This is a genomic window from Xenorhabdus khoisanae, from assembly GCF_001037465.1.
Classification (GTDB): Bacteria; Pseudomonadota; Gammaproteobacteria; order Enterobacterales; family Enterobacteriaceae; genus Xenorhabdus; species Xenorhabdus khoisanae.
On record NZ_LFCV01000044.1, the window covers coordinates 20817 to 43321 of the forward strand.

A 22505-nucleotide genomic window follows, 5' to 3' on the forward strand; every position below is an offset into this window, starting at 1 on the left:
ACGCTGATAGCGTCCTGATGCTGAACATCTTTAAGCAGGGTGTTTTTATAGTTATAACAGGATGTTTTATAGTTATAAACAGTGCTCACACCGAGATAATGCTTACGCTGAGATAGTTCCGATATTGAAGTTAACCACGTTTTGTTATTATCTCAGTCGTGTTTTGACAGTTTGTCAGCCTTATTTTGAAATCAATCAGAGTACTTCAAACTATTGCCTTGTAATATAATTTAATATGTTAGAAGGATTTATTCGTTTCTGGTACAAATAAACAGGCACCGATAACGCTGCCATACCATTCACGTTCATAGTTCGAGATATACCCCGAGTTAAAGAACCCACCATTATGAATCTTACCGAATTAAAGAATACGCCGGTATCTGAGTTGATTACTCTCGGCGAAAATATGGGGCTGGAAAATCTGGCTCGTATGCGTAAGCAAGACATCATTTTCTCTATTCTCAAACAGCATGCGAAAAGCGGAGAGGATATTTTCGGAGATGGTGTGCTGGAGATATTACAGGATGGATTTGGTTTCCTCCGCTCCGCAGACAGTTCTTACCTTGCAGGTCCTGATGATATCTACGTTTCTCCTAGTCAAATCCGCCGCTTTAACCTCCGTACCGGTGACACCATTTCAGGGAAAATCCGCCCGCCAAAAGAAGGTGAACGTTATTTTGCCTTGCTGAAAGTTAATGAAGTTAACTTTGACAAGCCTGAAAACGCCCGCAGTAAAATCTTGTTTGAAAACCTGACACCACTTCATGCCAACAACCGTTTGCGCATGGAACGCGGTAATGGTTCTACTGAGGATTTGACTGCCCGAGTTCTGGATTTGGCAGCGCCGATTGGCCGTGGTCAGCGTGGCCTGATTGTTGCTCCGCCAAAAGCAGGTAAAACCATGCTGCTGCAAAATATTGCAGCTAACATCGCCCACAACTACCCAGACTGTGTTCTGATGGTTCTTCTGATTGATGAACGTCCAGAAGAAGTGACCGAAATGCAGCGTCTGGTAAAAGGCGAAGTGATTGCTTCAACCTTTGATGAACCCGCTTCCCGCCACGTGCAAGTGGCTGAAATGGTCATCGAAAAAGCAAAACGTCTGGTTGAGCACAAAAAAGACGTTATTATTCTGCTGGACTCCATTACTCGTCTGGCCCGTGCATATAACACCGTGGTTCCTGCTTCCGGTAAGGTATTGACCGGTGGTGTGGATGCGAATGCGCTGCATCGTCCAAAACGTTTCTTTGGTGCAGCACGTAATGTTGAAGAAGGCGGTAGCCTGACCATTATCGCAACGGCGCTGGTTGATACCGGTTCTAAGATGGATGAGGTCATTTACGAAGAATTTAAAGGTACAGGTAACATGGAGCTGCACCTGTCCCGTAAGATTGCTGAAAAACGTGTTTTCCCTGCCATTGATTACAACCGTTCTGGAACACGTAAAGAAGAGTTGCTCACTACTCAGGATGAGCTACAGAAGATGTGGATTCTACGTAAGATCATTCACCCGATGGGTGAAACCGATGCAATGGAATTCCTTATCAACAAACTGGCTATGACAAAAACAAACGAAGAGTTCTTCGACTTTATGAAACGTTCATAGTTCTGAAATAGTTTTGAATAAAGAAAAGCAGCTATTACACCAAAGCGCCACGTTCCTGTGGCGTTTTTTTTATCAGTGACTTACTCTATTGGCCTGAAATGGTACATTTTTTGCATGTTTTTCGAATGATTAAATGAGTATTTTCTGAACAGACACTTTATAGTGCCTTATAGATAGTTGCTCAGTAGATGATTATCAGTCACGTTTTACCATTTGCATGATCCATTTGATAATTTTTATAAATCAGGACGCCTTGTTTTGTTAACAGGGAATTTACGGGTTTGGGGTTGAATGGGACATCCATAAGTGAACGAATAATAGATGCCCCATCATTATTTTTACAGAGAGTTGTTATTGTGAATATTCCTAGCATGAGTGTCGAAATTTTTTGCGTATTTATATTCTCATTCGCATTTTTGTTTGTGGCTCGCAAAGTAGCAAAAAAAATTGGGTTGGTTGATAAACCAAATTACCGTAAACGCCACCATGGCTTAATTCCTTTGGTTGGTGGAATATCTGTTTTTTTTAGTGTTTGTTTTGCATTCGTTATCACGAAAGAGTTCATTCCTCATAAGTGGCTATACTTGGCTTGTGCAGGAGTATTAGTTTTTATTGGTGCATTAGATGACCGTTTTGATATCAGCGTGAAGATTCGGGCAACCATCCAAGCGCTCGTTGGTATCGGCATGATGCATTTTGCCGGCCTTAAGCTTGAAAGCTTGGGTAATACCTTCGGACCATGGGAAATGACACTGGGTCCATTCAGCTACGTTGTGACTTTATTTGCTGTTTGGGCTGCCATCAACGCTTTCAATATGGTGGATGGTATCGATGGTTTGTTGGGCGGACTCTCTTGTGTCTCGTTCGGCGCATTGGGGATTATGCTGTATGAAAATGGCAATACAGCACTGGCATTTTGGTGTTTTACGTTTATTGCAGGGATCTTGCCTTATATATTTCTCAATCTAGGTTTAGTCGGAAAACGTTTCAAAGTATTCATGGGGGATGCAGGGAGTACCCTCATTGGTTTTACTATTATTTGGTTACTGACTACAACGACTCAAGGGGAAAGCCCTTCTATCAGACCTGTGACAGCACTGTGGATAATCGCGATCCCATTAATGGACATGGTTGCCATTATGTATCGTCGATTGCGTAAGGGAATGAGCCCGTTTTCTCCGGATCGCCAACATATCCACCATTTGATCATGCGTGCCGGATTTACTTCTCGCCAGGCATTCATCTTGATTACTTTAGCAGCCGTTTTGTTGGCATCGGTTGGAATTATTGGAGAACGGTTAAGCTTTGTTCCTGAATGGGTGATGTTGGCATTATTTTTGCTTGCTTTTGTGCTATATGGCTATTGCATCAAACGAGCATGGCGTGTAGCCCGTTTTATCAAACGGTGTAAACGTCGTATGCACCGGGCAGCAAGTCATCATTAATACATTGACTTATCAAAGAGGTTTTGTGCAGTGATAAACTCAGAAACGCAACCTAAACAGGATCAACAGGCTATAGAGCATGAGCTGGATATTCGTGCGCTGTGTTATGCTCTGTGGCGTGGAAAGATATGGATTATCGCACTGGCAATCATTTTCGCTGCCGTCGCTCTGAGTGCATCTTCTCTGATGCAGCAAAAGTGGAGCGCAACCGCTGTTGTGGATTTACCGACGACCAATAATCTGGGTAGCTATTACTCGCAACAACAATTCTTGCGTAATTTGGATACCCATATCAATGCCTCACCAGAAGCACAATTGCCGACTATTCCCGATGGCGCATACAAAGAATTCATGATACAGGTTGCGGCGTATGATACCCGTCGTGAATTCTGGCTTGATTCTGATTATTACAAACAGCGCAGGAAAGGGACGACCAAAGCGGATGCCGTGTTGCTGGATGAGTTGATCAACAATATTCAAATCACGCGGAGTGATGACCGAAAAGTCCCCAATGACAATATCAAGTTGACAGCAGAAACAGCAGTTGATGCGAACCAACTGCTGCGCAGATATATTGCTTTTGCCAATCAACGGGCAAGTACCCATCTGAACAACGAAATTAAAGGTGCATGGGCGACACGAACCCAATCAATGAAAGCATTGGTTAAACGTCAGGAGATGGTAGCCAAGGCAATGTACAATCGTGAATTGAATGTCTTGCAGCAGTCATTGAAAGTGGCTGAGAAACAAGGTATTCACCGTAATCAAACAAACATTCCTATCGAAGAATTGCCTGAATCTAAAATGTTTATGTTGGGTATGCCATTGTTGCAAGCCCAGATTGAAACGTTGGAAGCTACGGGCCCGAATTACAGCATCGATTATGATCAAAACATGGCGATGCTGGCTACATTGAATGTCGGCCCGACTTTACAGGGTACTTTCCAGACTTACCGTTATCTCAGAACACCCGAGGAACCTGTCAATCGGGACAGCCCTCGCCGTGCTTTCATGATGATTATGTGGGGTGCCATTGGCATGTTGGTTGGTGCTGGAGTTGCTTTGGTAAAGCGCTCACGCTCCGTCAGTCCATATAATACTTCATGTAAATAACTCATCAGTTTTTCAGGGTTAATGACTGTTCTCGGTAACCTGTATCTGTGTGCATCTTGCTCGGAAGTAGGAATGGAAATGGTAATTAACCCTCCGCTTTTGTGGAAGCATTTGCAATGATTGACAAAATAAGAGAGCCACTGTGAAAGTGTTGACTGTGTTTGGTACTCGACCGGAAGCCATCAAAATGGCACCGTTGGTACACGCATTGGCTAGGGATACTGCCTTTGACGCAAAAGTGTGTGTCACTGCCCAGCATAGAGAGATGTTGGATCAGGTGTTGCATTTGTTCGGAATAACGCCAGATTTTGATCTCAACATCATGCAAAAAGGGCAGGATCTCACGGATATTACCTGCCGGATCCTGCAAGGTATAAAGCCTGTATTGGAAGAATTTAAACCGGATGTGGTGTTGGTGCATGGCGATACGACTACGACTATGGCAACCAGTCTGGCCGCATTCTATCAGCATATTCCTGTGGGCCATGTCGAAGCAGGGCTGAGGACCGGAGACCTTTATTCTCCCTGGCCGGAAGAAGCCAACCGTAAAATTGCCGGACACTTGGCGATGTACCACTTTGCGCCAACGGAAAACTCCAGAAATAATCTCTTAAAAGAGTCTATTGCAGAAAATCGTATTTTTGTTACAGGTAATACGGTTATTGATGCTCTGCTGTCGGTACGTGACCGCATCATGAATGACGAAGCCATATATGGCCAGCTTGCTGAACTTTATTCCTTCATTGATCCGAATAAAAAAATGATTCTGGTGACAGGCCATCGTCGTGAGAGCTTTGGTGAAGGGTTTGAGCGCATATGTGAAGCGTTGGCCCAGATTGCCAGAGCGCATCCTGAAGTTCAGGTGGTTTATCCGGTTCATTTGAACCCAAATGTCAGTGAACCCGTTAAGCGTATTTTGCATGACATTGATAACGTTATCCTTATCAAACCTCAGGATTACCTGCCATTCGTCTATTTGATGAATCATGCCTACATGATTTTGACCGACTCAGGCGGCATTCAGGAAGAAGCCCCTTCTTTGGGAAAACCTGTTCTGGTTATGCGCAGCACCACCGAACGACCTGAAGCGATTGATGCGGGGACGGTGCGATTGGTGGGGACAGAAACACAAACTATTGTTGCAGAAGTGACGCGCTTATTGACGGATGACATCGCTTACCAACAGATGAGCCATGCCCATAATCCTTACGGTGATGGTAAGGCTTGCCAGCGAATTCTTGAAGCATTAAAGAAAAATCAGGTGACATTATGAGTTTTGAAACAATTTCTGTGATCGGGCTTGGTTATATTGGCTTACCCACCGCAGCAGCATTTGCCTCCCGCAAAAAAACCGTCATTGGTGTGGATGTCAATCAACATGCGGTAGAGACGATCAACCGTGGCGCAATTCATATCGTTGAACCTGATTTAGAGAAAGTGGTGCAAGTTGCCGTTGAAGGCGGTTATTTGAAAGCCGTAACAGTTCCACAAACTGCGGACGCTTTCTTGATTGCCGTGCCTACGCCTTTCAAAGGCGATCACGAACCGGACATGGCTTATGTGCACTCTGCTGCGGAATCAATAGCGCCAGTCTTGAAGAAAGGTGACTTAATCATTCTGGAATCTACTTCGCCGGTTGGTGCGACAGAACAGATGGCAGAGTGGTTGGCTGCGGCACGCCCTGATCTTTCATTTCCCCAACAATCGGGCGAAGATTCGGACATTGATATCGCTTATTGTCCTGAACGCGTATTGCCGGGCCAGGTCATGGTGGAATTGATCAAAAACGATCGCGTGGTGGGCGGTATGACAGCCAAATCATCCTCCAGAGCAAGCGAACTGTACAAAACTTTCCTTGAAGGCGAATGTGTTATCACTAATGCCAAAACGGCAGAAATGTGCAAACTGACTGAAAACAGTTTCCGTGATGTCAATATCGCGTTTGCCAATGAGCTTTCTTTGATCTGTGCTGAACAGGGCATTAATGTCTGGGAACTGATTAGTCTGGCAAATCGTCATCCTCGCGTAAATATCTTGCAGCCCGGACCGGGTGTTGGTGGGCACTGTATCGCGGTCGATCCGTGGTTTATCGTATCCCAGAATCCTGAACAATCTCGTCTGATTCATACCGCGCGTTTAGTCAATGATGGAAAACCGCTTTGGGTGGTTGATCAAGTGAAATCGGCAGTGGCGGATTGTCTGGCAGAAAGCGGCAAACGGGCGAGTGAGGTTAAAATTGCTTGTTTTGGGCTGGCTTTCAAACCGAACATTGATGATTTGCGCGAAAGCCCGGCGGTTCACATCACTGAAATGGTTGCACAGTGGCATGCAGGGAAAACCGTGGCTGTTGAGCCCAATGTACATGAACTGCCAAAATCATTGACAGGTCTGGTTGAATTGATGGATGTGAACCAGGCATTGGAAGAGGCAGACGTTGTATTGATGCTGGTGGATCACCGTCAGTTTAAAGCCATTCATGGCGATGAAATCAAACAAAAATGGGTTGTTGATACAAAAGGAGTTTGGCGTTGAAACGTATTCTTATTACAGGTGGTGCAGGCTTCATCGGCTCTGCGGTTGTTCGTCACATTATCAGTCAGACAGAAGACAGCGTAGTCATCGTCGATAACCTGACTTATGCCGGTAACCTTGAATCATTGGCTCCGGTGGCTAATCATCCTCGCTATGCGTTTGAACAGGTGGATATCTGTCAGCGTGATGCCTTGGATCGTGTATTCCTGCAATACCAGCCGGATGCGGTTATGCATCTGGCGGCAGAAAGTCATGTTGACCGTTCCATTGATGGGCCAGCCGCCTTTATCGAAACCAACATCATTGGTACTTATACTTTATTGGAAGCGGCGCGGGCGTTTTGGCAGCAATTGGATCAGGAAAAACAGGCCAAATTCCGTTTCCACCATATCTCAACAGATGAGGTTTATGGTGACCTGCACGGTGAAGACGGCTTCTTTACTGAGACGACGCCTTACGCACCGAGCAGCCCATACTCTGCATCTAAAGCTTCCAGCGACCATCTGGTCAGGGCGTGGCGTCGTACTTATGGTTTACCGACGGTGATCACCAATTGTTCCAATAACTATGGCCCTTATCACTTCCCTGAAAAACTAATCCCATTGATTATCCTGAACGCGTTGGCGGGTAAGCCACTGCCGGTTTATGGCAAAGGAGAGCAAATCCGTGACTGGCTGTATGTGGAAGATCACGCACGCGCATTGCATTTGGTGGTGTCCAAGGCACAACCCGGTGAAACCTATAACATCGGTGGACATAATGAGCGCAGAAATATCGATGTAGTGGAAACGATTTGTGAATTGCTGGAAGAATTTTGTCTTGAAAAAATGTGCCCCGAAAAACCTGCGGGGGTAGAGTATTATCGTGATCTGATTACTTATGTGACGGATCGCCCGGGGCATGATATGCGTTACGCAATTGATGCAGCGAAAATTGAACGCGAGCTGGGGTGGACGCCACAAGAAACCTTTGAGTCTGGCATCCGCAAGACTGTGCAATGGTACTTGGAGAATGAGAATTGGTGGCGTAGGGTTCAGGATGGCTCTTATGCAGGGGAACGTCTTGGGCTGGGAAATGAATAAGCCCGTCTGGGGGATAGCATGAAAGGAATTATACTGGCGGGGGGATCTGGCACCCGTTTGTATCCAATAACACGTGGCGTATCAAAACAATTATTGCCTATTTATGACAAGCCGATGATTTATTATCCGCTGTCAGTTTTAATGCTGGCGGGAATACGCGATATCCTGCTTATTTCTACACCCGATGACTTACCCGCTTTTAGGCGACTATTGGGTAATGGTGAGCAATTTGGCATTCGTCTGAGCTATGCTGAACAGCCCTCTCCCGATGGATTGGCTCAAGCGTTTTTGATTGGCGAAGAGTTTATTGGCAATGATACTTGTTGTCTGGTACTTGGCGATAATATCTTTTTTGGTCAGGCCTTTAGCCCGAAACTGCAAAATGTGGTGGCGCGTGAAACAGGCGCTACCGTATTTGGTTATCAAGTGATGGACCCTGATAGATTTGGCGTCGTGGAATTTGATGAGCAATATCGGGTACTTTCCATTGAAGAAAAACCCGTACAGCCTAAATCCAACTGGGCGGTGACAGGGCTCTATTTTTACGACCACAAAGTGGTCGATTTTGCTAAACAAGTGAAGCCTTCCGCCCGTGGTGAATTAGAGATCACCAGCATCAACCAAATGTATCTGGAATGTGGCGAATTGAATGTTGAATTACTCGGGCGTGGCTTTGCCTGGCTGGATACGGGCACCCATGACAGCTTAATTGAAGCGAGCACCTTTGTTCAGACCGTTGAAAAACGGCAGGGCTTCAAGATTGCCTGTCTGGAAGAGATAGCATGGCGTAATGGTTGGCTGGGCGCTGAGCAATTGAAAGAGGCTGCTGCGGAGCTGGCTAAAACGGGTTACGGCAAATATCTGATGGATTTGCTCAATGTTTATTCACGCCAACCTTGAACCTTTGATTTGGGATAGCCAATTCTTTGGGGTATCCACTGCGCGTCTGAATTTTTCACCGGAAGCCGCAGCACTAACGACTGCTCAGTTGGATGAGTACGCATTGGTACAGGCAAAAGTTCCTGCACAGCAAACATCCATTATTGATGGGTTGTCCGCTTTGGGATTTGCTTTGGTGGAAGGCGAGGTGGATTTACTGTTATCGATTGATGCCGGGGATAATGCTGATATTCATACGGGGCAAGAACTCATTTCTGCAAAACGACAAAATATACCCGAATTAAAATCAGTAGCGTCTCATGTGTTTACGGACAGCCGTTTCCGTAAGCCGTGGTATCAGCCGGATGACAGTGGCCGATTTTATGCGACTTGGGTCGAAAAAGCCGTTTTGGGTACGTTCGACCACGAATGTCTGCTTATCAATGATGAACACGGTAAAATGATGGGATTTGTCACCCTGAGAGATATTGGAAGCCATGAAGCGCGCATTGGCTTATTGGCTGCTGTACCGGGGAATTATCATCAGGGAATTGGAAAAAAATTAATGTCGGCGGCGCAGCAATGGTGCCAGAACCACCAGATACAACGGCTGAGAGTGGCAACACAAATCAGTAACATCACTGCCTTGCGTCTTTATACACGTCGCGGTGCCATTATTGAGAGCACTGCATATTGGTTATACAGAGGATGAAATGATTCCATTTAACAAACCACCGATAGTCGGCACTGAATTGGAATACATGAAACAAGCAATGGCCAGTGGTAAATTATGCGGCGATGGCGAGTTCACCAAACGTTGTGAAGCCTGGATGGAGCAGCGCTTTGGTTGCCCAAAGGTGTTGTTGACACCATCTTGTACGGCTTCACTGGAAATGGCGGCTATTTTGCTGGATATTCAGCCGGGTGACGAAGTCATCATGCCGAGTTATACCTTTGTTTCTACCTCCAATGCTTTTGTTCTGCGTGGAGCAACCATCGTGTTCGTAGATATTCACCCTGATACGATGAACATTGATGAAACCCAGATTGAAGCGGCCATTACAGAGAAAACCCGCGCCATCGTGCCAGTGCATTATGCGGGTGTTGCTTGTGAAATGGATACCATCATGGCACTGGCAGAAAAATATAACCTGCATGTGGTGGAAGATGCGGCACAGGGTGTCATGTCCACATATAAAGGCCGTGCACTGGGTACGATTGGGCACATTGGTTGTTACAGCTTTCATGAAACCAAAAATTATTCGGCGGGTGGTGAAGGGGGGGCGACATTAATCAATGATAAATCCATGATCGCCCGTGCCGAAATCATTCGTGAGAAAGGTACTAACCGTAGCCAATTTTTCCGTGGGCAAGTAGATAAATATACCTGGCGTGATATCGGTTCCAGTTATCTGTTATCTGACCTGCAAGCCGCTTATCTGTGGGGGCAATTAGAGCTTGCTGAAGAAATTAACCAGCGTCGCCTGGCCTTGTGGGACAACTATTATCAGGCCCTGAAGCCATTGGCCGATGCGGGGCACTTGACCTTGCCAATCGTCCCGGAAGGCATAGAACACAACGCCCATATGTTCTATATCAAACTGAAAGATGTGGGAGAACGTGGAGCATTTAACCGTTACATGAAAGAGAACGGTATTCTGAGCGTATTTCACTACGTGGCATTGCACACCAGTCCAGCGGGTGAAAAATGTGGCCGTTTCCACGGAGAAGATCGTTTTACGACCCGTGAAAGTGACCGTTTAGTGCGTTTGCCGATGTTCTACAATATCACTGACGAAGAACAGCAAGTTGTCATCAACCGTATCAAGGAGTTTTTCGCCTGATATGTCACTTGCTAAAGCTTCTGTTTGGACGGCTGGCTCCACACTGATCAAAATAGGTGCGGGGCTGCTGATCATTAAATTGCTGGCGGTTTCTTTTGGCCCAACAGGTGTGGGGCTGGCCGGTAACTTTCGCCAACTCATCACCGTATTAGGCGTGTTGTCTGGTGCGGGGATTTTTAATGGCGTCACTAAATACGTGGCGGATCATCATCAGCAACCGGAAAAACTCAGGGCCGTGTTGGGAACCTCATCCTCGATTATTCTCGGTTTTTCGACCCTGCTGGCGGTGATTTTCCTCTTGTTCAGTGATGTCATCAGTATCGGTTTATTTGGTCACAATCATTACAAATCTGTTGTGCAGGCGCTCGCATTTATTCAAATGGGCATCGCTTACGCCAACTATTTTCTGGCTATCTTGAAAGGTTTCAGGGATGCTCAGGGAAACGCGCTGGCAATTATTCTGGGCAGCCTGACGGGGGTGATTGCCTATGGCCTCTGTTATTGGTTGGGAGGCTATGAAGGTGCGTTGGCTGGCTTGGCTTTAGTTCCTGCATTGGTGGTTTTGCCCGCAGGGTTGATGATCTTGCGTCGCAAAGCCATTGCATTTTCCGCCCTGAAACCCATGTGGGATCGGGCGATTGCCAGTCATTTGGGTAAATTTACCCTTATGGCATTACTGACCTCCATAACGTTACCCGTTGCTTATGTCATGATGCGAAATTTAATGGCGGCACGTTATAGCTGGGAAGAAGTTGGAATTTGGCAGGGCGTGAGTAGCATTTCTGATGCCTATTTACAATTTATTACGGCTTCCTTCACGGTCTATCTGCTGCCGACTCTTTCTCGCTTAGAGAGTAAGCAGGATATTACCAGTGAAATAGTAAAAGCACTGAAATTTGTCTTACCTGCTGTAGCTGCTGCCAGTTTTTCAGTCTGGTTGTTGCGTGATTTTGTTATTTGGTTGCTGTTTTCAGACAAATTCACCGCGATGCGGGAGTTATTCGCATGGCAGTTAGTGGGTGATGTGTTGAAAGTTGGCGCTTATGTTTTTGGTTATCTGGTGATAGCAAAAGCTGCACTGCGTTTTTATGTTCTGGCTGAGGTCAGTCAGTTCCTCTTGCTGAGTGGTTTCTCCCATTGGCTAATACCGAAAAATGGGGCATTGGGTGCGGCTCAGTCATATATGGCAACTTACATTGTTTATTTCATTCTTTGTTGTAGCGTATTTATCATTTATCGCAGGCGAGCATGACAACCCTAATCCACGTTTTGGGATCGGATATCCCACATCACAATCAAACGTTGCTGCGTTTCTTTAATGACGTCTTGGCTCAGGAAATACCTTTTTCGGCCAAACCGTGTTTTATGGTGGTGTCCAAAGACCACACATGGCTAACTAATTCTAATTATTCTGGTTTGACTATCTCTGTTTATGAGAATAAAGCCGCTCTTTCACAGGCAGTGATTGAAAAAGCAAGGGCAGATAGAGCAACCCGTTTTTTCTTTCACGGGCAGTTTAACGCTGCTTTGTGGTTGGCTTTATTAGTGGGCAAAATTAAACGATATCAATTTTGGTGGCATGCGTGGGGAGCTGATTTATATGAAGAATCCCAGCAACTGAAATTTCGTTTGTTCTATCTGCTTCGTCGCTTGGCACAGAAGCGAGTAGGGCATATTTTTGCCACGCGCGGTGATCTCCAGTATTTTCTCCGGCACACAGGCCAATCCAAAATGCGAGTGCCATCCTCATTGCTCTATTTCCCAACCCGGATGGACCCTACTCTTACGGTAACGGAAAAAACATTTTCGCCGGAAGGGATCACTATTCTGCTGGGGAATTCAGGAGATCAATCCAACCGCCATATAGAAGCATTGCATAAGATCCACCATCAGTTTGGGGATGAGGCGCGGGTGATTATTCCGATGGGTTACCCCGATAATAACCAGCCCTATATCCAGAGCGTAAAACAAACCGCACTGTCGCTGTTTCCAGCGCAAAACGTTCGTATCTTGCAGGATAAAATGGCGTTTGACGAATATTTATCGCTGCTGCGTCAATGCGATTTGGGCTATTTCATTTTCAATCGCCAACAGGGTATTGGAACACTCTGTTTGCTGATTCAATTTGGTATTCCGTTTGTTTTGAGCCGCCAGAATCCATTCTGGCATGATTTGACGGAGCAGCAGGTGCCTGTTCTGTTCGATGGTGATGAATTGAATAAACACTGGGTGCAGGAAGCACAGCGTCAGATGCTGTCCCTTGATAAAAAGGCGATTGCCTTTTTTGACCCCAATTTTATTGATGGGTGGAAAAGCGCCCTATTGGCGGCATCTGGAGAATATCAATGACCTTGGCACAATTCGGTGGGCTGTTTGTCGTTTACGTGAGTTCATTGGCCTTTATCCTGACCTTGACGTATCAAGAATTTCGGCGTGTCCGCTTTAATTTTAATGTTTTTTTCTCATTACTGTATCTGTTGACGTTCTATTTTGGCTTCCCGTTGACCAGTATGTTAGTGTTTCAGTTTGATGTACAGGTTGTTCCGGTAGATTCGTTGCTGCATGCAATGTTGGCGTCAGGCTGTTTTTACGCTATTTACTATGTAGCGTATAAAACGCGCCTTAGCTATAGAACACGCAAAAATAACATGGAGCCTGAAACACCATTGGTTGTTTCTGTGCGAAAGTCCTTATTCAATATGAATCGGGTGGAAACTAATCTCACATGGCTGTTGCTTGCTGGCATTGCTGTCGTTACGGTGGGATCGTTCTTTATGCAGAACGGTTTCTTATTATTTAAGTTACAGTCCTATAGCCAGATATTTTCCAGCCAGGTTTCCGGTGTCGCACTCAAGCGCTTCTTCTATTTCTTCATTCCTGCCATGTTGGTGGTGTTTTTTCTGAATCCGACCAAAATTCGTTGGGTGTGTTTTTTGGTAGGAACTGTCGGATTTGGCATTCTGACTTATGTGATTGTTGGTGGAACGCGGGCTAATATTATTATCGCGTTTGCACTGTTCCTGTTTATTGGAATTGTCCGTGGTTGGATCACGTTGTGGATGCTATTTGCCGCGGGCATATTGGGAATTATCGGCATGTTTTGGCTGGCGTTAAAGCGCTATGGCCTGGATGTAAGTGGTGCAGAAGCCTTTTATACTTTCCTGTATCTCACGCGGGATACCTTCTCACCGTGGGAAAATCTGGCCCTGTTGCTGGATAACTACAGCAAAATAGATTTTCAGGGTCTGGCTCCGATCATCCGTGATTTTTATGTCTTTATTCCCAGTTGGCTGTGGCCAGACAGACCTAATCTGGTCTGGAATACAGCCAATTACTTTACATGGGATGTGCTGAATAATCACTCTGGCCTTGCTATTTCACCAACGCTGATTGGTTCTCTCGTGGTAATGGGCGGTGTGTTTTTTATCCCTCTGGGCGCGATTGCTGTCGGTTTGCTTATCAAATGGTTTGATTGGATCTATGAAGCAGGGAAGCAGGAAACTAATCGCTATAAGGCAGCGATTTTGCAAGCTTTCTGTTTTGGTGCCATTTTTAATATGATTGTACTTGCCCGTGAAGGTGTAGATTCTTTTGTTTCCCGGGTTGTGTTCTTCTGCATTGTTTTTGGCCTATGCCTGATCGCGGCGAAATTACTGTACTGGTTGTTTGAAAGTGCAGGGCTGGTTAGAAAGTTTGTAGTCAGTAACTTGGCTACCTCGCGAAAAACATCTGTGATTTTGGATGTAAGGAAGAAAAATGGCGTTGAATAACGTTCCCAAATACCGCATTCGTGGCCTCAATATCTGGGGGTTTCGTGGTATGTCGCATTTTCTTGATCATCTTTTCCAAGATGGACAGGTAAAAACAGGGACGCTGGTTGCGATTAATGCAGAAAAAGTCCTCACTGCGGAAAAAGATAATGCACTGAACATGTTGCTGAATGAGGCTGAATATTTATATGCCGATGGCATTAGCATTGTGCGGGCCATTCGTCGTAAATACCCGGATGCAGATGTATCCCGGATTGCGGGAGCCGATTTGTGGGAAGCTTTGATGGAACGGGCTGGTAGTGAAGGAACACCCGTCTTTCTGGTCGGTGGGCAGCCTGACGTTCTGGCACAGACAGAAAATAAACTGCGTACCCAGTGGAACGTCAATATCGTGGGCAGCCAAGATGGTTATTTTACACCAGAAATGCGTGATGCGGTGTTTGAGCGGATTCATGCCAGCGGTGCAGCGATTATTACTGTAGCAATGGGATCGCCGAAACAGGAGATCTTTATGCGTGATTGCCGAAAAATACATCCAGATGCGCTATATATGGGAATTGGCGGAACTTATGATGTTTTTACAGGGCATGTTAAACGTGCCCCTAAAATTTGGCAGAATTTAGGTCTGGAGTGGCTTTACCGCCTGTTATCTCAGCCAAGTCGCATCCGTAGGCAATTCAAGCTATTGAGATTCCTCGGCTATTATTACGGGGGCAAGCTCTAGCCCGGCAATTCTTTGTTTTAAGCCTGCCACATGGAAAGTGTGTTGTTCATCTGTGGCAGGTTTGCGCTTTGTCTCTCATCATCCCTTCGCACTTAGCAAAAACGTGAAATAGCCACCTTGTTGTGTGGTTAGATAATAACCATTATTGATGCTGTTCTCCCCAACCGCGATGCCAAACAAGATTGGTATTGGTGTAATTTTATAATTTTTTATTTCACTGATTGGCAAAACGTGTTTTGATCCCAGCCTTTTTTACAACGATTGATTATCAATTCCTGTATTTTTTCTGTTTGCAAATATAGACATCATAAAAGTGGATAGGGAGTTTTATGAGTGATTCAAAACAGAGCCTGCAAAGGGGACTTGAGGCACGTCATATTGAACTGATTGCGCTAGGTGGCACAATCGGCGTAGGGTTGTTCATGGGATCGGCCAGTACTTTGAAATGGGCTGGCCCTTCCGTTTTGCTGGCTTACATTATTGCTGGACTTTTTGTCTTTTTCATCATGCGTTCAATGGGAGAAATGTTATTCCTTGAACCTGTCACCGGCTCATTCGCGTCTTTTGGGCATAAGTACCTTAGTCCTTATTGGGGCTGTCTGACGGCATGGGGCTATTGGTTCATGTGGGTTTCTGTGGGAATTTCAGAAATCACTGCCATCGGCGTATATGCCGAATTCTGGTTTCCAGAATTGCCGCAGTGGGTTTCTGCGCTGGTAGCGGTCGGGTTAGTGGCTCTGGCGAATCTGGCGGCGGTACGCCTGTATGGTGAATTGGAGTTCTGGTTTGCCATGATCAAAGTCACAACGATTATTGTGATGATTTTGATTGGCATTGGTTTGATTTTTTTTGGTTTAGGTAATGACTGGCAACCTATTGGATTAGGTAACCTAACCTCACATGATGGTTTTTTCTCCGGTGGCTGGAAAGGGTTTTTATTTGCCCTGTGTATTGTTGTTGCGTCCTATCAGGGAGTTGAACTGGTTGGTATCACTGCGGGTGAAGCGAAAAATCCACAGGTTACACTTAAGAAAGCGATCAACAAGATCCTGTGGCGTATCCTGATCTTCTATGTTGGTGCCATTTTTATTGTTGTGACGCTGTTCCCGTGGACTGAAGTTGGCACGCATGGCAGCCCATTCGTGATGACCTTTTCTAAAGTGGGTATTGCTTCTGCGGCCGCAGTGATTAACTTTGTCGTACTGACCGCGGCACTTTCTGGATGTAACAGCGGAATGTATAGCGGCGGACGGATGTTGTATGCCCTGGCTCAAAACCGTCAATTGCCAGCTTCACTGCTAAAACTGTCGAAAAACGGTGTGCCGGTGAAATGTATAGCCATCACCATTGGCTGTTTGGTTGCCGGTTCCAGCCTGAATTATCTGATTCCAGATCCTCAGTCGGTATTTGTTTACGTTTATAGCGCCAGCGTATTACCCGGTATGGTGCCGTGGTTTGTGATTCTGGTGAGTCAGCTGCGTTTCCGCAAACATCATGAGGAAGCCCTGAAACAGCATCGGTTTAAATCGATCCTGTTCCCTTATGTCAATTACCTGACCTTGATTTTCCTGAGTTGTGTATTAGTCGGCATGGCCGTTAACCCGGATACGCGTTTCTCACTGATGGTAGGTGGGGCATTTTTGCTGATTGTGTCATGCATTTATTTCTTGGTTAAGATTATTTCTTCGCAGAAAAAATCACACTAATTTGACTGATTGATTCTTATGCAATAAGGTCGATTGCGGTGGAAATGTGTTGTCTTTATCAACTAAATGAGCAAAGCGTAAGCAAACGAATCGTTTCTTTAAAAAAAGCACTGGACAGTACGACATTAAGTCCGTACTATCCTCCACCGCAACGGCGTTAAGCGCCCGTAGCTCAGCTGGATAGAGCGCTGCCCTCCGGAGGCAGAGGTCTCAGGTTCGAATCCTGTCGGGCGCGCCATTTTAAGCGTGCAAGAGCAGTGACAATGAGTTATCGTGGTCGATAGCGCGCGGTTGTAGCAGTAGTAAGTAGTAAGTAGTAAACAGTATATAAAAGATAGCTGTTATGGTGGCTATAGCTCAGTTGGTAGAGCCCTGGATTGTGATTCCAGTCGTCGCGAGTTCGAGTCTCGTTAGCCACCCCATCTTTTTTATGACACGCGAGGGTGGCGGAATTGGTAGACGCGCTAGCTTCAGGTGTTAGTGTCCTTACGGACGTGGGGGTTCAAGTCCCCCCCTTCGCACCATAAAAAAGAGAAAAGATATATTTCGGCGAGTAGCGCAGCTTGGTAGCGCAACTGGTTTGGGACCAGTGGGTCGGAGGTTCGAATCCTCTCTCGCCGACCAGATTCTGAAAAATCCCCGCAACTGCGGGGATTTTTCTTTGTATTGTTCGGCCAATCAAAAGCTTTCCTACCAATAAAAAACTCCCTTGCGGATAAAAAACACTTATTTTTCCCTTTTATTTCTTTTTAATTTCTTTTTTGATTCCCTTGGTGTGGCATTGAATATCATGGTTTTTATTAATGCCTCAACTGGTTGTTTAAAAGGTTATTTTTAGATTGATGTTGTATTTCAACGACAAACCATACCATCAAGTGTCTCCAAATGACGACGTTTAACGCCATGATTTTTATTGCCTAAATGCAAACACCTTGAAGCGCGTCTCAAATGGGAGACGGTATTTTTGCTTGTTTTTAGTGAAAATCAGGATGTCTATTATGGAAAGTCAGTCAAAACGTAGGTAAGGAAAGTTTATCCTGATTGAAAAAGTTGGCATGTAAAATGCATTTAATAAATTGTAGATACTCATCCCACTCCTTATGACAGCATATGACTTCATAAACTCCGGGATGATGTAGAGCTGATTGTCAGTGCCTATGGTCCACGTTATAGATGAGTAAGCAACACTGTCTTTTCATCACAAACCGGACACAACGTTGAGTGAGGCACTATCCGTCTGTAGACCTGATTGTATTTATACACCTGTCTTTTTGATAGGTGTTTTTTTTTGCCTGTAGAAATACGGCGCATCTCAGTTAACGCCTCAATGGTATCCATATCATCGTTAACTGAGGTGTGAAATAACCAAGTTTATGCTTCGTTATTTTTCAAGGTCGTCATTGCGTTTTAAAGTCAACATAAAGCCTTTGCTACGGGTTTGGGCGGCTTCTTCGCGTTTTTGCAATCTGTCGAGTGCATCGGCAAGCCATGCGTAATCATGGGCATCCGGTCGCTGTGCAAGCGCTGCCTTAAAGGCTGTTTCAGCATTAGCCCATTCACCATTGCGCAAAGCAACCTGCCCTATGGTGCTGTTGAGCAGCGGTGTCGCACCATGTTGCTTTAATTGTTGGGTGAGCGTTTTTTGTATGGCTTCGGGATCGCTGGTTTTAAGATGCGGAATCAAGAGCAGGAGACGTTCGTCATATTGCTGTTTTAATCCATTCAGAATGATTTGCTGGGCTGTATCGTGATCATTGCACTCAATCAAATGTTCGGACATAGCGACTTGTAGCACGATATCATTGCGAATCCTGCGGCTTTGCTCTTTCCACCATACTTTCAGACCAGAACTGCCTTTTTCTGCCATAATTTGATTCATTAACCCGACATAGGCTTGCTGACGCAGTTTAAGGATTTCTTCCTCACTATGCAGATCAATTTTCATGATTGAAGGCAAGATATCAACTAATGATTGATAAGCACCTGAAAGAGAATAAGCCTGTTCAGCCAGCCGCAATACTTCAGGGTGGCGAGGGGCATAGTTCAGCAGCTTATCCACACCATTGCGTGCAGCATGAATTTCGCCTTGTGCCAGTTGGATACGTACACGGGTAATATCGACAGGGAGTTGATCCTTATCTGCAACTTCTGCGGCACGCTCAATATACTGGTTGGTACGGAAATAATCACCGCGCTGTTGAGCAGCTTCTGCCGCCAACAAATAGTTCACGACAGGATGCTCTGCATGATCAACATTGCGGGTCATTAGACGCTCAACCTGCTTGAAATCCCCTTCGGCCAGTTTGAGCAGTGCCTGTTTGGTTTGTGAACGTGCCCGACTGCGCTTATAGCCACCAAAGATCCAGCTATGGGTGAATGTGCTGGTACGCTTTAACCGACGATAACACCAACCGATGAAAATCAGCAGGAATTGTAACAAGAGAAACATAATCACCATAGCAGTGATGCTGGTGGTGATATTCTTACTGTCTGTTTGGATCAAAACGTACCCTTGATGCCCGGACATCAAGGGGCCAAGTATGATGCCCACAATAAGAATAATGAACAGCAATAATATCTTCAGCATACTCAACTCTCCTCAACAGATGTATCTGCCTGACCGGATGCTTCTGCTGCTGGAGCCGGCTGTGATTGCGTTTCTGATTGAGTTTCAGGCTTGGTTCCTGATTTCGTTTCTGGTTCAGGGGATACGGAATGCGGTAGATTGTAGATCCGCTTACGCACAAGTTCTGCCAGGATTGGTTGGCTGCTCAGTTGTTCAGGAACATCAATAGAAAGAGGACGTTCTTGCAGTGAATCGACGTTATGTAAAAAATTTTCTGTATCTGGAGCCGAGGTATCAAAATAACTTCTTACCCATTCTCCAACGGAACTCAACGCTTTCTTGTAAATTTCACTCTGATGGCGGGGAACCGCTTGTGCAGCGATCAGTAGCTTGGAACGGATGTTTTCGCGTAGGTAAATATCCTGATTAGGTGCCAATAGTGGTTCTTTGTTGCTATCACGAGGAGTAATAGTAATGAAGTTATCCATAAAGCTGTGCCAACTACTGCTCAGGTTTTTACGCCAGTCGGAAAGTGAGGCCGTGATTTCATCATTGTTAGTTTCCATCGGCGCGGCTTGTTCTACTTTGTCAAACAGGGGCAAGTTATTGACTTGGTTTGATAGCTGATTCAGCGTCAGGATAATACCATCTAAATCAAGCTGTTTGATTTTAGTCAGTGAATCGATATCTGCCATGATAGCTTTGCGGGCATAGATCAGGCTCGGATCATCCATTTCAGCAAGGTTCTGGTCGGCATCTTTCAACAATGCGATAGCCGTTGTGACATCTTGTTCACTCCATATTTTGCGCCCGGCCATTTTAACGAAGGAACTTGCTTGTGCCAGTCGCCAGTTCTCGATGTCAGTATTTGAAAATGCCGAAATACGGGTTTGAAGCTCAGCCAGACGGTCATCCAGTTGCTGGTTTCGTGATTTGAATTCTTGTAAGGAAGAATCAAATTCTTGGAGTTTGGCATTAACATTTTGCTTATCGGCAGAGTGCTGTTGTGTCAGAGAGGCGATTTCTTGCTGAAGAGCGAAATTTTCGGCGCTTAATGCCGCATTCTGCTGTTTACCATGATAATAAATGTAAAGGCCACCAACACCGATTGCCAGCGAAATGGCAATTGAGAGTGTATTGCCTACCCATCCATAACGTTTGGGTTTATGGGGAGCCGTTTCAGGCTGCTGAGGGCGTTTTGTCTCAACCGCATCGGTGGACTGCTTTTGTTCCGTCATAATGGACATCCCATATTGGTTTATTCCAGCGCCTGGATTAAGGCGTCATTATCTGCACTCTTGGCTACTTTTATTGTTTGCCAGCCCAATGCTTGGGCAATATTAGCAAGGCGTTCGCTGACTACAACCAGACAGCAACTCAATAACCACACTTTTCCATCGCTATCAGTTACTAAGTTATATAACAGTTGCAGCATTTCGCCACTTGTAACAACGATGGTTTTTATACCATATTGCTGCCAGTGATAACTGAAATCGGCTGCATGATATTTAACTGGCTGTCGTGAATAACATTCACAGTAATCCACTATCCCTCCCCGCATTCTTAACGTGGAAGCAATGACTTCACGACCGCCATTGCCTCGGAGCAATAAAATCTTTTTATGACTCATCTTCTGTAGAGCGGGGAGTTTCAGTAGATCTTCACTGGTTTCACCTTGTCCGGGCCAGACGATTTCTAACCCAGTCTGTTGGTGAAACATCAGGGAAGTTGATTTACCGATGCCATAGTAAGAGAGCTTATTAGGCCATGACAGGCCCTCTTGAATAAGCTGCTGATTGGCATAATGAACGGCGTTTTTTGATAACAGGAAAACCAGATCCCCCGCGGATAACCATTGCAGTTTTTGTGACAGCAATGGCAAATCTGCCCCCGGATAAATTTCGATGAGAGGTGCGCTGAAGGCTGTTTTTCCGATAGCCCGCAATCGCCTGACCAATTCCTCTCCTGCGGGAGCAGGGCGGGTGATCAAAATGCTCATTCAGGTGGATTCCCCTGGTATACGCTTGCCAAAATTTGGCGGGCGCCTTTTTCCAATAACTCCTCCGCCAATGCCACTCCAGCCTGACGGGCCTCTTCTGGTGATACCCTTCTTTCGCCGCGTACGATAACTTTGCCATCCGGCGCGCCAACCAGAGCACGTAGCCAGATATTGCCTTCTTGCCAGATGGCATAACTGCCAATCGGTACCTGACAACCCCCTTCAAGGCGGGTATTCATGGCTCGCTCAGCCAGAACGCAAGTTTCTGTTCTGGCGTGGTTCAAGGGAGCCAGCAGGTCACGGGTTTGCTGATCATCGAGCCGACACTCAATTCCTACTGCACCTTGACCGACGGCTGGCAGCACTAACTCTGGTGCCAATGGCATGCGAATGCGTTCTTCGAGCCCCAGCCTTTTTAGCCCGGCGGTTGCAAGGATAATGGCATCATAATCACCATTATCAAGTTTGCTCAGGCGAGTGCCGACATTACCACGCAAATCACGGACGACAAGATCAGGGCGTATCTGGCGGATTTGGCACTGACGACGTAAGCTGGATGTCCCAACAATACTGCCTGCTGGCAAATCATCAAGCGAGGCGTATTTTACTGAAACAAAAGCATCCCGTGGATCATCCCGTTCGCAGATTGTGACCAACCCCAAACCGTCGGGAAATTCGACAGGGACATCTTTCATGGAATGGACAGCAATATCAGCGCGTTTTTCAAGCAATGCCAGTTCTAATTCTTTCACGAACAGGCCCTTGCCTCCCACCTTTGCTAATGGTGTATCGAGGATAATATCGCCACGCGTGACCATTGGAACCAGCTCTACTTTCAATTCTGGATGAAAGTGTTCCAGTTGTTTTTGAACATATTGCGCTTGCCACATAGCTAATGGGCTTTGGCGGGTAGCGATGCGAATGATTTTCATTGTCATGGGTAAATATATTAGGTATGGCGGCTTGTGAGCCACTAATTAGCCACCAATTAGTGAGAAAATAGTGCCAGTTTTAACATTTCAATGATTTTTTTTCCAGTTACGAAAATACAAGAAAAAGTAAAATAGTATATGGATATACAGCTTATAAGATAAAAATAATTTTAAATATTAAAATAATGTTTTATTTAAATGGAGAAAATAAACAAACAGTTTGATTTAAAAGCGAATTAACATTTTAAGCTGAGTTGGTTAGTAAAAAACCACAACAAGATAATAAAAAATTAAAAAATATTATAAG

General features: G+C 45.5%; 18 protein-coding genes and 4 tRNA genes. 18 read left to right on the forward strand and 4 right to left on the reverse strand.

The window, feature by feature from the left end:
- Window positions 1-346: 346 nt before the first annotated feature.
- The 18 genes from rho (at window position 347) to AB204_RS07975 (ending at window position 17325) form a co-directional block, all read left to right on the forward strand.
- Window positions 347-1606, forward strand: coding sequence for a transcription termination factor Rho (gene rho / locus AB204_RS07890; protein ID WP_045968130.1), 1260 nt, complete (start codon window positions 347-349; stop codon window positions 1604-1606).
- Between the two features lie 356 nt (window positions 1607-1962).
- Window positions 1963-3051: a UDP-N-acetylglucosamine--undecaprenyl-phosphate N-acetylglucosaminephosphotransferase gene (gene wecA, locus AB204_RS07895; RefSeq protein ID WP_047962841.1), complete on the forward strand. Its 1089-nt coding sequence runs from the start codon at window positions 1963-1965 to the stop codon at window positions 3049-3051.
- Window positions 3052-3081: 30 nt separating this feature from the next.
- Entirely contained in the window at window positions 3082-4164 is a 1083-nt protein-coding gene (gene wzzE / locus AB204_RS07900) for an ECA polysaccharide chain length modulation protein (RefSeq protein WP_047962842.1), read from the forward strand.
- A gap of 142 nt (window positions 4165-4306) precedes the next feature.
- A complete protein-coding gene (gene wecB / locus AB204_RS07905) occupies window positions 4307-5437 on the forward strand; it encodes a non-hydrolyzing UDP-N-acetylglucosamine 2-epimerase (RefSeq protein ID WP_047962843.1) in 1131 nt (376 codons plus the stop codon).
- Window positions 5434-6696, forward strand: a complete 1263-nt coding sequence (wecC, locus tag AB204_RS07910; RefSeq protein WP_047962844.1) for a UDP-N-acetyl-D-mannosamine dehydrogenase — start codon at window positions 5434-5436, stop codon at window positions 6694-6696. The genes wecB and wecC overlap by 4 nt, the downstream gene beginning before the upstream one ends.
- Entirely contained in the window at window positions 6693-7778 is a 1086-nt protein-coding gene (rffG, locus tag AB204_RS07915; RefSeq protein WP_047962845.1) for a dTDP-glucose 4,6-dehydratase, read from the forward strand. The genes wecC and rffG overlap by 4 nt, the downstream gene beginning before the upstream one ends.
- 18 nt (window positions 7779-7796) lie before the next feature.
- Window positions 7797-8678 carry a glucose-1-phosphate thymidylyltransferase RfbA gene (gene rfbA / locus AB204_RS07920; RefSeq protein WP_047962846.1) on the forward strand — a complete coding sequence of 294 codons (882 nt, stop codon included), beginning with the start codon at window positions 7797-7799 and terminating at the stop codon, window positions 8676-8678.
- Window positions 8656-9369, forward strand: coding sequence for a dTDP-4-amino-4,6-dideoxy-D-galactose acyltransferase (gene rffC, locus AB204_RS07925; RefSeq protein WP_047962847.1), 714 nt, complete (start codon window positions 8656-8658; stop codon window positions 9367-9369). The genes rfbA and rffC overlap by 23 nt, the downstream gene beginning before the upstream one ends.
- A gap of 1 nt (window position 9370) precedes the next feature.
- A complete protein-coding gene (gene rffA, locus AB204_RS07930; protein WP_047962848.1) occupies window positions 9371-10501 on the forward strand; it encodes a dTDP-4-amino-4,6-dideoxygalactose transaminase in 1131 nt (376 codons plus the stop codon).
- A gap of 1 nt (window position 10502) precedes the next feature.
- On the forward strand, window positions 10503-11753 hold the full coding sequence (wzxE, locus tag AB204_RS07935) for a lipid III flippase WzxE (RefSeq protein WP_047962849.1): 1251 nt from the start codon (window positions 10503-10505) through the stop codon (window positions 11751-11753).
- Complete coding sequence (locus AB204_RS07940) at window positions 11750-12850, forward strand: TDP-N-acetylfucosamine:lipid II N-acetylfucosaminyltransferase (RefSeq protein ID WP_047962850.1); 1101 nt, start codon at window positions 11750-11752, stop codon at window positions 12848-12850. The genes wzxE and AB204_RS07940 overlap by 4 nt, the downstream gene beginning before the upstream one ends.
- Complete coding sequence (wzyE, locus tag AB204_RS07945) at window positions 12847-14271, forward strand: ECA oligosaccharide polymerase (protein WP_047962851.1); 1425 nt, start codon at window positions 12847-12849, stop codon at window positions 14269-14271. Before AB204_RS07940 ends, wzyE begins: the two co-directional genes overlap by 4 nt.
- Window positions 14258-14995: a lipopolysaccharide N-acetylmannosaminouronosyltransferase gene (wecG, locus tag AB204_RS07950; RefSeq protein ID WP_047962852.1), complete on the forward strand. Its 738-nt coding sequence runs from the start codon at window positions 14258-14260 to the stop codon at window positions 14993-14995. The genes wzyE and wecG overlap by 14 nt, the downstream gene beginning before the upstream one ends.
- Window positions 14996-15324: 329 nt before the next feature.
- Window positions 15325-16701, forward strand: a complete 1377-nt coding sequence (thrP, locus tag AB204_RS07955) for a bifunctional threonine/serine APC transporter ThrP (protein WP_047962853.1) — start codon at window positions 15325-15327, stop codon at window positions 16699-16701.
- A gap of 161 nt (window positions 16702-16862) precedes the next feature.
- Window positions 16863-16939 (forward strand) — tRNA-Arg (locus AB204_RS07960).
- Between the two features lie 108 nt (window positions 16940-17047).
- Window positions 17048-17123, forward strand: a tRNA-His gene (locus AB204_RS07965).
- Window positions 17124-17138: 15 nt separating this feature from the next.
- Window positions 17139-17225, forward strand: a tRNA-Leu gene (locus tag AB204_RS07970).
- A 23-nt stretch (window positions 17226-17248) separates the two neighbouring features.
- Window positions 17249-17325, forward strand: a tRNA-Pro gene (locus AB204_RS07975).
- 757 nt (window positions 17326-18082) lie between these two features.
- On the opposite strand, the gene hemY is transcribed toward AB204_RS07975, so the two are convergent.
- Genes hemY through hemC form a run of 4 tightly spaced genes read right to left on the reverse strand, consistent with a single transcriptional unit; the run spans window position 18083 to window position 22204 of the window.
- On the reverse strand, window positions 18083-19288 hold the full coding sequence (hemY, locus tag AB204_RS07980) for a protoheme IX biogenesis protein HemY (RefSeq protein ID WP_047962854.1): 1206 nt from the start codon (window positions 19286-19288) through the stop codon (window positions 18083-18085).
- Window positions 19289-19290: 2 nt separating this feature from the next.
- Window positions 19291-20505 (reverse strand): uroporphyrinogen-III C-methyltransferase, encoded by a 1215-nt coding sequence (gene hemX, locus AB204_RS07985; protein ID WP_047962855.1) that lies wholly within the window; start codon window positions 20503-20505, stop codon window positions 19291-19293.
- 20 nt (window positions 20506-20525) lie between these two features.
- A complete protein-coding gene (gene hemD, locus AB204_RS07990) occupies window positions 20526-21266 on the reverse strand; it encodes a uroporphyrinogen-III synthase (RefSeq protein ID WP_047962856.1) in 741 nt (246 codons plus the stop codon).
- Complete coding sequence (gene hemC / locus AB204_RS07995) at window positions 21263-22204, reverse strand: hydroxymethylbilane synthase (protein ID WP_047962857.1); 942 nt, start codon at window positions 22202-22204, stop codon at window positions 21263-21265. Before hemC ends, hemD begins: the two co-directional genes overlap by 4 nt.
- Between the last annotated feature and the right edge of the window lie 301 nt (window positions 22205-22505).